General features: G+C 60.6%; 11 protein-coding genes and 1 pseudogene. 8 read left to right on the plus strand and 4 right to left on the minus strand.

Translation table 11 applies throughout. The features are described 5' to 3' along the window. Positions 1 to 90 precede the first annotated feature (90 nt). Positions 91 to 855: a methyl-accepting chemotaxis protein gene (locus KSS91_RS28655; RefSeq protein WP_412071740.1), complete on the minus strand. Its 765-nt coding sequence runs from the start codon at positions 853 to 855 to the stop codon at positions 91 to 93. 93 nt (positions 856 to 948) lie between these two features. Then, positions 949 to 1,983: pseudogene (locus tag KSS91_RS28660) on the minus strand (HAMP domain-containing protein); the annotation flags it as partial. A gap of 285 nt (positions 1,984 to 2,268) precedes the next feature. Here KSS91_RS28660 and KSS91_RS02280 point away from each other — a divergent pair. Together KSS91_RS02280 and KSS91_RS02285 are read left to right on the plus strand one after the other, a co-directional pair. After that, entirely contained in the window at positions 2,269 to 2,523 is a 255-nt protein-coding gene (locus tag KSS91_RS02280; RefSeq protein WP_007975531.1) for a hypothetical protein, read from the plus strand. 30 nt (positions 2,524 to 2,553) lie between these two features. Continuing rightward, complete coding sequence (locus KSS91_RS02285; RefSeq protein WP_015093096.1) at positions 2,554 to 3,123, plus strand: lipocalin family protein; 570 nt, start codon at positions 2,554 to 2,556, stop codon at positions 3,121 to 3,123. 122 nt (positions 3,124 to 3,245) lie between these two features. Here the strand turns inward: KSS91_RS02285 and KSS91_RS02290 are convergent, their stop codons facing one another. After that, positions 3,246 to 4,610: a formimidoylglutamate deiminase gene (locus tag KSS91_RS02290; RefSeq protein WP_217836933.1), complete on the minus strand. Its 1,365-nt coding sequence runs from the start codon at positions 4,608 to 4,610 to the stop codon at positions 3,246 to 3,248. Between the two features lie 146 nt (positions 4,611 to 4,756). Here KSS91_RS02290 and hutC point away from each other — a divergent pair, with 146 nt between their 5' ends. Together hutC and KSS91_RS02300 are read left to right on the plus strand one after the other, a co-directional pair. Continuing rightward, the gene (hutC, locus tag KSS91_RS02295) at positions 4,757 to 5,467 is read left to right on the plus strand and encodes a histidine utilization transcriptional repressor HutC (RefSeq protein WP_162135916.1); all 711 of its coding nucleotides are present in this window, start codon (positions 4,757 to 4,759) and stop codon (positions 5,465 to 5,467) included. Positions 5,468 to 5,477: 10 nt separating this feature from the next. After that, on the plus strand, positions 5,478 to 6,050 hold the full coding sequence (locus tag KSS91_RS02300) for a HutD/Ves family protein (protein ID WP_217836934.1): 573 nt from the start codon (positions 5,478 to 5,480) through the stop codon (positions 6,048 to 6,050). Between the two features lie 6 nt (positions 6,051 to 6,056). Here KSS91_RS02300 and KSS91_RS02305 read toward each other — a convergent pair whose 3' ends face one another. Next, the gene (locus tag KSS91_RS02305) at positions 6,057 to 7,694 is read right to left on the minus strand and encodes a methyl-accepting chemotaxis protein (protein ID WP_217836935.1); all 1,638 of its coding nucleotides are present in this window, start codon (positions 7,692 to 7,694) and stop codon (positions 6,057 to 6,059) included. A 454-nt stretch (positions 7,695 to 8,148) separates the two neighbouring features. Here KSS91_RS02305 and hutU point away from each other — a divergent pair, with 454 nt between their 5' ends. The 4 genes from hutU to KSS91_RS02325 all read left to right on the plus strand — a co-directional run bounded on the left by hutU (position 8,149) and on the right by KSS91_RS02325 (position 12,767). Further along, entirely contained in the window at positions 8,149 to 9,816 is a 1,668-nt protein-coding gene (gene hutU, locus KSS91_RS02310; protein ID WP_217836936.1) for a urocanate hydratase, read from the plus strand. A gap of 233 nt (positions 9,817 to 10,049) precedes the next feature. Further along, entirely contained in the window at positions 10,050 to 11,018 is a 969-nt protein-coding gene (locus KSS91_RS02315; protein ID WP_015093101.1) for an ABC transporter substrate-binding protein, read from the plus strand. Between the two features lie 70 nt (positions 11,019 to 11,088). Beyond that, positions 11,089 to 11,940 carry an ABC transporter permease gene (locus KSS91_RS02320; protein WP_217836937.1) on the plus strand — a complete coding sequence of 284 codons (852 nt, stop codon included), beginning with the start codon at positions 11,089 to 11,091 and terminating at the stop codon, positions 11,938 to 11,940. Next, a complete protein-coding gene (locus KSS91_RS02325; RefSeq protein WP_015093103.1) occupies positions 11,937 to 12,767 on the plus strand; it encodes a quaternary amine ABC transporter ATP-binding protein in 831 nt (276 codons plus the stop codon). The genes KSS91_RS02320 and KSS91_RS02325 overlap by 4 nt, the downstream gene beginning before the upstream one ends. The last annotated feature ends 95 nt before the right edge of the window (positions 12,768 to 12,862 follow it).

Consider the following 12,862-nt stretch of genomic DNA (forward strand, 5'->3'; position numbering starts at 1 on the left):
CCACAGTTGATTTGGTCGGACACAAAATTTGTGCCCGTCCTTGATCCCTGTGGGAGCGGGCTTGCTCGCGAAGGGGCCGGTGAGTGCGCCTTAGATCCTGAAGCTTCCCACTAGCTGCTTCAACCGCGCCGCCTGCTGCTCAAGATCGGCACACGCACGCAAGGTCGCCTGCAGGTTCTCCACGCCTTCCTGGTTCAGCGTGTTGATTTCGGTGATGTCGACGTTGATCGACTCCACCACGGCGGTCTGCTCTTCGGTCGCTGTTGCCACGGACTGGTTCATGCCGTCGATCTCGCCGATGCGCTGGGTCACGCTGCCCAGGCGTTCGCCGGCCTGGTTGGCGATGCCGACGCTGCTTTCGCTCTGGCGCTGGCTGTCGGTCATGATGCCCACCGCTGCGCGGGCGCCGACTTGCAGCTCTTCGATCATCGTCTGCACTTGCTGCGCTGAGTCCTGGGTGCGGTGAGCGAGGTTGCGTACCTCATCGGCCACCACGGCAAAACCGCGACCGGCCTCACCGGCGCGGGCCGCTTCGATGGCGGCATTGAGCGCCAGCAAGTTGGTCTGCTGGGAGATGCTGGTGATCACTTCCAGGATCTGCCCGATGTTGACCGTGTTGCTGTTGAGGGTTTCGATGTTGCCGCACGAGTCGCTGATCTTCGCCGACAACTGCTGCATCGCCGCGATGGTTTTATCCACCACCTGCTGGCCGTCTTCGGCCAGGCTGCGGGCATCGCTGGAGTGCTGCGAGGCGAGGGCGGCGTTCTGCGCGATTTCCTGCGCGGCGGCGCCGAGCTGGTTGATCGCCGCGGCCACGCTGCTGGTGCGCGAGGCTTGCTGGTCGGAGTTGAACATCGACGAGTTCGACGCGGCCACTACACGTAGCGCTACTTCGTTGACCTGCCCTGTGGCCGAGGCCACTTCGATGATCGAGGTGTGAATGCGTTCGACGAAGCGGTTGAACGACAGCCCCAGCGCGCCGAATTCGTCGTGGCCGTGAATGGTCAGGCGTTTGGTCAGGTCACCTTCGCCTTCGGCGATGTCGTGCATGGCGCGACCCATGGTCAGCAGCGGCTGCATCAGCAGGCTGATCAGCATACCCAGCAACGCGATGATGATCACTACGGCGATCACCATGGCGATGATCGCCGAGGTGCGGAATTCGCTGAGCATCGAGAACGCCGTTTCCTGGTCGAGCACCAGTGCCACGTACCAGTTCGCCGATGGCACGCCGTTGACGTGGGTGAAGGAGATGAACTGGCGCTTGCCGTCGATCTCGACTTCTTTCAGGCCCGGGCTGACTTTCGGCGTGTCGCTCGGATAGGCTTCGGCCAGGCTCTTGAGCACCAGCTTGCTGTCCGGGTGAATCAGGATCTTGCCGTCGGCACCGACGATGAACGCATGGCCGTGGCCGCCGAAGTTCAGCGAGTTGATGATCGCGCTGACGCTGGACAGATCGATGTCGGCGCCAGCGACGCCGATCATCTGGCCCTGGTGCTGCACCGGGGTGGCCACGGTGATCACCAGTTTGCCGGAGGAGGCGGCGATGTAGGGTTCGGTGACGATGGTTTGTTGTGCGCTATTGGCCGCCTTGTACCAGCCGCGGGCGCGTGGGTCGTAGTCCGCCGCGCGGTTGCCGGCCGGGACCGAGAACATCACGCCATCGGCGCCACCGAAGTAGCTCAGCTGGAAGTTGCCGGTGTAGGCGGGCAGGTCGATGATCCGTTTCAGACTGGCGGGTGCATTGCCATCGGCGCTGACCTGTTGGGCCATCGACTGCAGCAATTGCATGCGACTTTCCAGCCAGGTCTGGATGTTGCTGGTGGTCAGGCTGCCGAGTTCCTGCATCGAGGCCTCGGTACTGTTGCGCAGGGTTTCGCGCTGGCGATAGTCGTTGAACAGGATGAAACAAGCGAATGCGACGGCCACCACGAGGGCGGCAGCCAGCAAGATCTTGTGGCTGAACTTCATGTTTCTGGTCATGGGATGAGCTACCGCAGAGGGGCTGTTCTACAAAATGGGGGAGCAAATGCCACCGACGTGGCATTGCGTTGCATTTATGTCGACTGAACGGCGCCAAAGATTAGGCGGATTTTCCTGAAAAACGACGAAATGCCCGGTGAACGAGGAAAGTGAATGATTTTCGGCAAAAGGCAGACGAATGGCCCGATAAATAGCCTGCCGGGCAGGGAACCAGACAGGGGTTTTCTCTTCTAAGCTTCAGCTTGGCAGCCATGCCAATCCCCTACGCCCCCCCGGAGTTTCACCATGTCGCTGCGTTCCATCGCCCTGCTTTCATTCTGCGTATTGCTCGCTGCCTGCAGCAAGGTCAATCAGGAAAACTACTCGAAGCTCTCGGCCGGTATGGCCAAGGCCGATGTGGAAACCCTGTTGGGCAAACCCGCCGATTGTTCAGGCGCGCTCGGCATGTCCAGTTGCACCTGGGGCGACAAGAACAGCTTTATCAGCGTGCAGTTCGCCGGTGACAAAGTGCTGATGTTTTCCGGCCAAGGCCTGAAGTAAACCGGGGCGATCGCCCACGGGAGAAAAATAATGAAGCGGTTATTGATCATCCTTTTTGCCGGCCTGGTGTTGGCTGGCTGTGCCACGTCTGGCCCGGACCCTTTGGCGCCCAAGACGGCCAACAGCGTCAACCTCAAGCGCTACCAGGGCACCTGGTACGAGTTGGCCCGTCTGCCGATGTACTTCCAGCGCGACTGTGCGCAATCCGAAGCCCATTACACGCTTAAACCCGACGGCAACGTCGCGGTATTGAACCGCTGCCTGACAGCGCAATGGCAATGGGAAGAGGTCAAGGGCACGGCCTATCCGGAGGTGCCGGGCAAGAACGACAAGCTGAAGGTCGAGTTCGATACCTGGTTTTCCAGGCTGATCCCGGGTACGGCGAAGGGCGATTACTGGGTGCTGTACGTCAGCGATGACTACAAGACCGCCATCGTCGGTGACCCGAGCCGCAAGTATCTGTGGCTGTTGTCGCGCACGCCGACCGTGAATGGAGTGGTGCGCGAGGAGCTGCTGAGCAGGGCGCGTCAGCAGGGTTACGACACTACCCGGTTGATCTGGCGGGCGTCGGAACAGCAGATGGCCAAGACCTCGAACTAACCGTCAGCACATATCCAAATGTGGGAGCGGGCTTGCTCGCGAAGAGGGTGTCACATTCAACAGAGATGTTGACTGACAGTCCGCCTTCGCGAGCAAGCCCGCTCCCACATTTTTGTTTGATGTCAGCCCAGCAATTCGCGCAGGACCTGGGCGAAGGCGCGGCTGCTTTCTTCTTCATCAGCATGGCGCCCATCACGCACTACCCACTGGCCATTGACCAGCACATCCCGCACCTGACGATCGCCACCGGCAAACAGCCAGCGGTTGAGAATCCCGTCGCCGCTGGCTGTTGCCAGGTACGGATCGTTGCCGTCGAGCACCAGCCAGTCGGCGCGCTTGCCGACTTCCAGGGCGCCAATCGGCTGACCCAGTGCCTGGGCGCCGCCATCCAGCGCGGCATCAAACAGCGTGCGCCCGACCATCGGCTGCTCCGCGCCATACAGGCGATTTCGCCGCTGGTCGCGCAGACGCTGGCCGTATTCCAGCCAGCGCAACTCTTCCACCACGCTCAGTGATACATGGCTGTCGGAACCGATACCCATGCGGCCGCCCTGGGCGAGGAAGTCCACCGCCGGGAAGATCCCGTCGCCGAGGTTGGCTTCGGTGGTCAGGCACAGGCCGGCGATGGCGCGACTCTTGGCCATCGACGTGACTTCTTCCGGGTTGGCGTGAGTCGCGTGGACCAGGCACCAGCGTTGATCGACGTCGACGTTTTCGTACAGCCATTGCAGCGGACGACGGCCACTCCAGGTCAGGCAGTCGTCGACTTCTTTCTGCTGCTCGGCGATGTGGATATGCACCGGGCACTGCTTGTCGCTGGCTGCCAGCACTTCGCTGATCTGCTGCGGCGTGACCGCGCGCAGCGAGTGGAAACACAGGCCCAGGGCTTGCGCCGGTTGCTGCGCCAGGACCGGTTGCAGGCGCGACTGCAGCTTGAGGTAGTTTTCGGTGCTGTTGATGAAGCGGCGCTGGCCTTCGTTCGGGGACTGACCACCGAAACCTGCGTGGCTGTAGAGCACCGGCAACAGGGTCAAGCCGATGCCCGCGGAACCTGCTGCCTGGCTGATACGCAGGGCCAGTTCAGCCGGGTCGGCATAAGGTTGGCCGCTGAAGTCGTGGTGTACGTAATGAAATTCCGCGACCGAGGTGTAACCGGCCTTGAGCATTTCGATGTACAGCTGACGGGCGATGACGCCGAGTTGCTCCGGGCTGATTTTTCCGACGAGGCGATACATCAGGTCGCGCCAGGTCCAGAAACTGTCGTTCGGATTTCCCGCCACTTCCGCCAGCCCGGCCATGGCCCGCTGGAAGGCGTGGGAGTGCAGGTTCGGCATGCCAGGCAGCAGCGGACCGCTCAACCGCTCGGCGCCATCTGCATGAGAATCGGCCTGGATATGGGTCAATACGCCATCGGCGCTGACCTCAAGACGTACATTGTTGGCCCATCCACTAGGCAGCAGCGCGCGTTCGGCAAAGAAGGCGGACATGGTTCAGCACCCCATCGTGTGTTATTTGTATATACATATACAGACGTTTGCCTGCCCGGTAAACTCCGGCAAGCTAGCAACCCTATCCAAACGACCAAGGATTAACCGTGCCGACTCCGCCTCCAGTCTCTCCGTTGGCCGCGAACATGGGCGACAGTCCGGCGCCCTTGTACGCCCGCGTCAAACAAATGATCACCCAGCAAATCGACAGTGGAAACTGGCCGCCGCACTACCGCGTTCCGTCGGAAAGTGAGCTGGTCAGCCAGTTAGGCTTCAGCCGCATGACCATCAACCGCGCGCTGCGCGAGATGACCGCCGATGGCCTGCTGGTGCGCATGCAAGGCGTCGGCACCTTCGTCGCCGAGCCGAAAAGCCAATCGGCCCTGTTCGAAGTGCACAACATCGCCGACGAAATCGCCTCCCGCGGTCATCGCCACACCTGCAAGGTCATCACCCTTGAAGAAGAGGCCGCCGGCTCCGAGCGCGCCCTTGCCCTGGACATGCGCGAAGGGCAGAAGGTGTTCCATTCACTGATCGTGCATTTCGAAAACGATATTCCGGTGCAGATCGAAGACCGTTTCGTCAACGCGCTGGTGGCGCCGGATTACCTCAAGCAGGACTTCACCCTGCAAACGCCCTATGCCTATTTGAACCAGGTCGCGCCGCTGACCGAAGGCGAGCACGTGGTCGAGGCGATCCTGGCCGAGCCGTCCGAATGCAAATTGCTACAGATTGAAAAGGGCGAGCCGTGCCTGCTGATCCGTCGCCGCACCTGGTCCGGCCGCCAGCCGGTGACCGCCGCTCGCTTGATCCACCCCGGTTCCCGTCATCGTCTGGAAGGTCGGTTTCATAAATAGAGAGCCATAAATGAGTAACGCAAAGGTTTTACGCGCCAAAGATTACCCGCGCATGCCGTGGAAAAACGGCGGCGGCAGCACCGAAGAAATCACCCGCGATGCCGGCACCGGCCTGGATGGCTTTGGCTGGCGCCTGTCGATTGCCGACATTGGCGAATCGGGCGGTTTTTCCACTTTTGCCGGTTATGAGCGAGTGATCACCGTTTTGCAGGGCGACGGCATGACCCTGACGGTGGATGGCCAGACCACACGGCCACTGTTACCGCTGGACCCGTTTGCCTTCAATGGTGAAAGCAAGGTGACTTGCACATTGCTGGGTGGGCCGATTCGCGATTTCAACCTGATTTACGCGCCGCAGCGTTACAGCGCGCGGTTGCAGTGGTTGTCGGGCGAGCAGCGGTTTTTCAGTTCGGCGGGCACGGTGTTGGTGTTCAGCGTGAGTGAGCAGGTTGAGGTGTCGGTCGATAACAACGCCCGGCAATTGGGCCGTCATGATTGCCTGCAATTGGAGGCTGATGCCGGATTACTGGATGTCGCCATCAATGGGCTGTGCTGCGTGATCGAACTGACCTCGCGCGACTGATCCCGGTCATTCCCGTTCGAGGGTAAAACCTCGAACGGTCGCCTCCAGCTCACTCGACATCTGCTTGAGTGCCTGGATGGTTTGCACCGCCTGCTGTTGCGCCGCGACATTTTCCTCGACCCGCTGCGCCACGTTTTCCACATTGCGCGCCACGTCTTCGCTGGCTTCACGCTGTTCCTGCAAGGCGTTGGAGATCTGGCTGACTGCATTGAGTGACGCGTTGAGCGCGGTCTTGACGTCATTCATCGACGCTCCGGCGCTGTCGATCAGTTGTTGGCCCTGAAGTACGCGCTCGCGCCCAGTGTTCATGCTGCTGTTGGCCTTTCTCATGCCGCTTTGAATTGTGCTCACCAGCACCACAATCTCGGCGGTAGAGCGGGTCGTGCGGGTTGCCAGCTCCCGCACTTCGTCAGCCACCACGGCAAACCCGCGTCCTTGTTCACCGGCCCGCGCCGCCTCGATGGTGGCATTGAGTGCGAGCAGATTGGTCTGTTCGGCAATGCTGTGGATCATGCCGACAATCTTCCCGATGGCGTTGGAGTGCAGGGTCAATTGGTCGATCTCATCCGACGACTGGGTCACCAGTTGGGCGATCTGCTGCATCTCGAGGATAGAGCGCTCCATGGTGGCAATGCCGAAAGCGGTGATCTGCTCGGCCTTTAGGGTGGTGTCGTGTGCCTGCGCGGCGTTCTCGGCGATGTGTGTAATGTTGGCTGACATCTGTTCCGCGGCGGCGGCAATGGAAGAGGCCGCGCCATTTTGCTCGGCCGCCTGTTTCAGGCCTTGTTCAGACGAGATGCTCAGGTTCAGGGTCGAGGACTCGATATGCTGCGAGGCTTCGCGCACCTTGCCGATCATGCTGGCCAGGCTGCGTCGCATGGCCTCGACCGATTGCATGACACCCGTTGACTTCGCGTTACTGTTCACCGGAGCGCCGAGCCTGCCCTGGGCAATCCTTGTGCTGATACTGGCCAGCTCGTGAGGCTCGGCGCCCAGGTATCGCGCCAGCCTGGCGCTGAACAGCAGGGCGTAAAGACTGCCAAACAACAGTGCCAGAGCCAGGATCACGGCCATCAGCCTCATATTGGTCTCATAGAGTGCCTGGCTGTGCTCGAACTGATGGCGAGCTTCTTTCAGTTGAGCATCCGTCAGCTGCGAGAACAGTGAGGTCAGCGGGTCGATCAAGGGGTAAAGCTGGTGTGTGGCGAACTGCTCCAGGCTCTGACTGGCGGCGTTGTTGCGGTTCAAGACCGCCTGCAAACGCTGGAGCGGTACTTTGGTCGCCTGCATCAGCGGTGTGATTTCGTTGATCAGTCGCACCTCTTCATCAACCAGGCGAGTCGAGAGGTAGGTGCGCCAGAGCGGTTCGATTTCAAGCATCGCTTGCCGTATCTGCTGCGCTGCATCGACGCCACTGAGGATGCCATCGCGGGCCTTGTGGATAGCGTTGACGATCCGGACTGAATACAGCTCGGAGATTTTCTTCAGATCCTGTTGCGGAATGACCCGGTCCAGGTAAACCGTCTCCAGTCCCTGGACCGTAGCGCGCATGCCGTACAGGCCGAGTGCGCCGATGCCGGTCAGGCTGCTCAGGAGAATGCCGGCAAGCAGGAGCAGGTGGGTTTGGACTTTCCACTGTTTCATTACGGGTTCCTCGCAGAAGTGACATCAGGGGGGGCTTGCTCGTGAAGTCGGCGAGGATTGATGGAGGTGGAGTCGGATGTTTCTGATGATGTTGTAGGGTGTTTCTGGAATGCGCTCAATTGGGCATCAGGTGTTACCGAACGCCCCAGCGTGGCGCAGAACCCCGCTCAAGTAACAAAACCCTCTCGCTACAAAAATCCCCCCAGAAAAATTTCATCTTGTCCGGAACCCTTGTTCCAGGCGCTCTCCAGCCGTTTCATGATTTTTCTTGAATTCTCATCCAATAAGTTGGCCGCCTGATTGCATATGCTTGTATGTACAAGTAAAGACGTATGCGTATGAGTCACGAGGACTCAACCATCGTCCACTGATTCGCCGGTGTGCACTGATGCCCATTGGCTTGCTCGCCCACTGCCTGGGTTGGTTTTGGATTGATTGCTGAGGAGTTCTTTTCGTGACTAAATTTCGTGACGTTGAAATCCGCGCTGCCCGCGGTAACAAGCTGACCGCCAAGAGCTGGCTGACCGAAGCGCCGCTGCGCATGCTGATGAACAACCTCGACCCGGAAGTTGCCGAGAACCCTAAGGAATTGGTGGTTTACGGTGGTATCGGTCGCGCCGCCCGTAACTGGGAATGCTACGACAAGATCGTCGAAAGCCTGACCAACCTCAACGAAGACGAAACCCTGCTGGTGCAATCCGGCAAGCCGGTCGGCGTGTTCAAGACTCACGCCAACGCCCCGCGCGTACTGATCGCCAACTCCAACCTGGTGCCGCACTGGGCGAGCTGGGAACACTTCAACGAACTGGACGCCAAGGGCCTGGCCATGTACGGCCAGATGACCGCCGGCAGCTGGATCTACATCGGCAGCCAGGGCATCGTCCAGGGCACCTACGAAACCTTCGTCGAAGCCGGTCGCCAGCACTACAACGACAACCTCAAGGGCAAGTGGGTCCTGACCGCTGGCCTGGGCGGCATGGGCGGTGCCCAGCCTCTGGCGGCAACCCTGGCTGGTGCCTGCTCGCTGAACATCGAATGCCAGCAGGTCAGCATCGATTTCCGTCTGAAAAGCCGCTATGTCGATGAGCAAGCCAAAGACCTCGACGACGCGCTGGCGCGTATCGAAAAGTACACCAAAGAAGGCAAGGCGATCTCCATCGCGCTGCTCGGTAACGCCGCTGAAATCCTGCCGGAACTGGTCAAGCGCGGCGTGCGCCCGGACATGGTCACCGACCAGACCAGCGCCCACGATCCACTGAACGGCTACCTGCCGGCTGGCTGGACCTGGGACCAGTACCGTGCTCGCGCCAAGACTGAACCTGCCGCTGTGATCAAGGCCGCCAAGCAATCGATGGCCGTTCACGTCAAAGCGATGCTGGACTTCCAGAAAATGGGCGTGCCGACCTTCGACTACGGCAACAACATCCGTCAGATGGCCCAGGAAGAAGGCGTGGAAAACGCATTCGACTTCCCAGGCTTCGTACCGGCCTACATCCGTCCGCTGTTCTGCCGCGGTATCGGCCCGTTCCGTTGGGCTGCGCTGTCAGGCAACGCTGAAGACATCTACAAGACCGACGCTAAAGTAAAAGAGCTGATCCCGGACGACGCCCACCTGCACAACTGGCTGGACATGGCGCGCGAGCGCATCAGCTTCCAGGGCCTGCCGGCACGTATCTGCTGGGTTGGCCTGGGCCTGCGCGCCAAACTGGGCCTGGCGTTCAACGAAATGGTGCGCAGCGGTGAGCTGTCCGCCCCGATCGTGATCGGTCGTGACCACCTGGACTCCGGTTCGGTGTCGAGCCCGAACCGCGAAACCGAATCGATGCAAGACGGTTCCGACGCCGTGTCCGACTGGCCACTGCTCAACGCCCTGCTCAACACCGCGAGCGGCGCGACCTGGGTGTCCCTGCACCACGGCGGCGGCGTCGGCATGGGCTTCTCCCAGCACTCGGGCATGGTGATCGTCTGCGACGGTACTGACGAAGCGGCCGAGCGTATCGCTCGCGTGCTGCACAACGACCCGGCCACTGGCGTTATGCGTCACGCCGATGCCGGTTACCAGATCGCCATCGACTGCGCCAAGGAGCAAGGGCTGAACCTGCCGATGATTACCGGCAAGTAACACCTGATCCGTGGGAGCTGCTTTTATGTGAGAGCGAGCCCGCTCGCTCTCACTGGCCAGGCAGCGGCATAGCGCAACACCAGACCGTTTGATCCTGCCGTTTCGAGCAGGACGCTGTCACCGAACAAAAGCTGAATGTCGGTCGCGCTGCGGCGCAGGCCTGATTGGACGTGGACAGGGCTGGATGCCTCTTGACTGCCGTAAGCCAATTCATGATTAGGAGCGTCACAACAATGAAATCGAACAAGACCCTGCTGACCACATTGCTTTCCATGGGCCTGCTGGCCAGCGCTGGCGCCACTCAGGCGGCGGGTTGGTGCGAGTCGGGCAAACCGGTGAAATTCGCCGGTTTGAACTGGGAAAGCGCCATGTTGCTGACCGACGTGATGCAAGTCGTGCTGGAGAAAGGCTACGACTGCAAGACTGACAGCCTGCCGGGTAACTCCATCACCATGGAAAACGCCCTGAGCAGCAACGATATTCAAGTGTTTGCCGAAGAGTGGGTCGGCCGCAGCGAAGTCTGGAACAAGGCTGAGAAAGCCGGCAAGGTCGTCGGTGTCGGCGCACCTGTCGTGGGTGCTGTCGAGGGCTGGTACGTGCCGCGCTACGTGATCGAAGGCGACGCCAAGCGCAAGCTGGAAGCCAAGGCGCCGGAGTTGAAAAACATCGCTGACCTGGGCAAATACTCGGCGGTGTTCAAGGACGCCGAAGAGCCATCCAAGGGCCGTTTCTACAACTGCCCGGCCGGCTGGACCTGCGAGCTGGACAACAGCGAAATGCTGAAAAGCTACGGCCTGGAAAGCACCTACACCAACTTCCGCCCAGGCACCGGCCCGGCGCTGGATGCCGCGGTGCTGTCGAGCTACAAGCGTGGCGAGCCGATCCTGTTCTACTACTGGTCGCCAACGCCGCTGATGGGCCAGATCGACGCGGTGAAACTCGAAGAGAAACCAGGCGTGAACAAGACTGTGACCATCAAGGTCGGCCTATCCAAGACTTTCCACGACGAAGCCCCGGAACTGGTGGCCGTGCTGGAAAAGGTCAACGTGCCAATCGACCTGCTGAACCAGAACCTTGGGCGCATGAGCAAAGAGCGGATCGAATCACCAAAACTGGCCAAGATCTTCCTGAAGGAACATCCTGAAGTCTGGCACGCGTGGGTGAGCGAAGACGCAGCCAAGAAAATCGACGCGGCCTTGTAGGTTGGGCTTCTCCGACTGCTGGCAACGGCAGTCGGACGCTTGATCGCAACCCCTTGATTGAGAGTCTCTTATGTTTCCCGAAAGCTTTACCTTTTCCATCGCCGACTGGGTCAACAGTTGGGTCGATTCGCTGGTCACCAACTACGGCGACGTATTTCGCAGCATCTCCGACACCCTCCTGTGGGCCATCGTCAATCTTGAAGGGCTGCTGCGTGCAGCGCCCTGGTGGCTGATGCTGGCGATCGTGGCGGGCGTGGCCTGGCACGCGACCCGTAAAGTCGTGACCACGTCAGTGATCGTCGGCCTGCTGTTCCTGGTGGGGGCGGTCGGCCTCTGGGACAAGCTGATGCAGACCCTGGCGCTGATGATGGTGGCGACGATCATTTCGGTGTTGATCGGCATACCACTGGGCATTCTCTCGGCACGCAGCAATCGCCTGCGTTCGGTGCTGATGCCGTTGCTGGACATCATGCAGACCATGCCGAGCTTCGTGTACCTGATCCCGGTGCTGATGCTGTTTGGCCTGGGCAAGGTCCCGGCGATTTTCGCCACCGTGATCTACGCCGCGCCGCCGCTGATCCGCCTGACCGACCTGGGCATTCGCCAGGTCGACGGCGAAGTGATGGAAGCGATCAACGCCTTCGGTGCCAACCGCTGGCAGCAACTGTTCGGCGTGCAACTGCCGCTGGCCCTGCCGAGCATCATGGCGGGCATCAACCAGACCACCATGATGGCCCTGTCGATGGTAGTGATTGCCTCGATGATCGGTGCCCGTGGCCTGGGTGAAGACGTGCTGGTGGGGATTCAGACCCTCAACGTCGGACGTGGCCTCGAAGCCGGTCTGGCGATCGTGATTCTGGCTGTGGTGATCGACCGCATTACACAGGCGTATGGTCGCGCACGGCATGAGGTGAGCAAATGAACAACGCAACCGTGAGCAAGATCGAAGTCAAAAACGTCTTCAAGATTTTCGGCAACCGTTCCAAGGACGCGCTGGCCATGGTCGGCCAGGGCAAGACCAAGGATCAGGTGCTGGCCGAAACCGGCTGCGTGGTCGGCGTGAACGACCTGTCGCTGAGCATCGGCAGCGGCGAGATCTTCGTGATCATGGGCCTGTCGGGTTCCGGCAAGTCGACCCTGGTACGCCACTTCAACCGCCTGATCGACCCGACCAGCGGTGCGATCCTGGTGGACGGCGTGGACATCCTGCAATACGACATGGAAGCCCTGCGCGAATTTCGCCGGCGCAAGATCAGCATGGTCTTCCAGAGCTTCGGCCTGTTGCCGCACAAGAGCGTGCTGGACAACGTCGCCTACGGCCTGAAAATCCGTGGCGAAAGCAAAGCCATGTGCGCCGAGCGTGCGCTGCACTGGATCAATACCGTGGGCCTCAAGGGTTACGAAAACAAATACCCGCATCAGCTTTCCGGTGGCATGCGCCAGCGTGTGGGCCTGGCTCGCGCCCTGGCGGCGGACACCGACATCATCCTGATGGACGAAGCCTTCAGTGCCCTCGATCCGCTGATTCGCGCGGAGATGCAGGACCAGCTGCTGGAACTGCAAAAGACCCTGCACAAGACCATCGTCTTCATCACCCACGACCTCGACGAGGCCGTGCGCATCGGCAACCGCATCGCAATCCTCAAGGACGGCCGCCTGATCCAGGTCGGCACGCCGAGAGAGATCCTGCACTCGCCGGCGGATGAGTATGTCGACCGCTTTGTGCAGCGTCGGGCGGCGGTGGTTTAAGAGATTTGCAGTGAGTGAGCTGGCCTCTTCGCGAGCAGGCTCGCTCCCACAGGGAAATGCATTCCAATGTGGGAGCGAGCCTGCTCGCGAAGGCG

The sequence above is a fragment of the Pseudomonas azerbaijanorientalis genome (assembly GCF_019139795.1).
Lineage (GTDB): Bacteria > Pseudomonadota > Gammaproteobacteria > Pseudomonadales > Pseudomonadaceae > Aquipseudomonas > Aquipseudomonas laurylsulfatiphila.

Bases quoted from the DNA above. Each gene is read 5' to 3' on its own strand.
- KSS91_RS28655 (WP_412071740.1), bottom strand. From the start codon at position 855: ATGTTCAACTCCGACCAGCAAGCCTCGCGCACCAGCAGCGTGGCCGCG.
- KSS91_RS02280 (WP_007975531.1), top strand. From the start codon at position 2,269: ATGTCGCTGCGTTCCATCGCCCTGCTTTCATTCTGCGTATTGCTCGCT.
- KSS91_RS02285 (WP_015093096.1), top strand. From the start codon at position 2,554: ATGAAGCGGTTATTGATCATCCTTTTTGCCGGCCTGGTGTTGGCTGGC.
- KSS91_RS02290 (WP_217836933.1), bottom strand. From the start codon at position 4,610: ATGTCCGCCTTCTTTGCCGAACGCGCGCTGCTGCCTAGTGGATGGGCC.
- hutC (WP_162135916.1), top strand. From the start codon at position 4,757: ATGGGCGACAGTCCGGCGCCCTTGTACGCCCGCGTCAAACAAATGATC.
- KSS91_RS02300 (WP_217836934.1), top strand. From the start codon at position 5,478: ATGAGTAACGCAAAGGTTTTACGCGCCAAAGATTACCCGCGCATGCCG.
- KSS91_RS02305 (WP_217836935.1), bottom strand. From the start codon at position 7,694: ATGAAACAGTGGAAAGTCCAAACCCACCTGCTCCTGCTTGCCGGCATT.
- KSS91_RS02315 (WP_015093101.1), top strand. From the start codon at position 10,050: ATGAAATCGAACAAGACCCTGCTGACCACATTGCTTTCCATGGGCCTG.
- KSS91_RS02320 (WP_217836937.1), top strand. From the start codon at position 11,089: ATGTTTCCCGAAAGCTTTACCTTTTCCATCGCCGACTGGGTCAACAGT.
- KSS91_RS02325 (WP_015093103.1), top strand. From the start codon at position 11,937: ATGAACAACGCAACCGTGAGCAAGATCGAAGTCAAAAACGTCTTCAAG.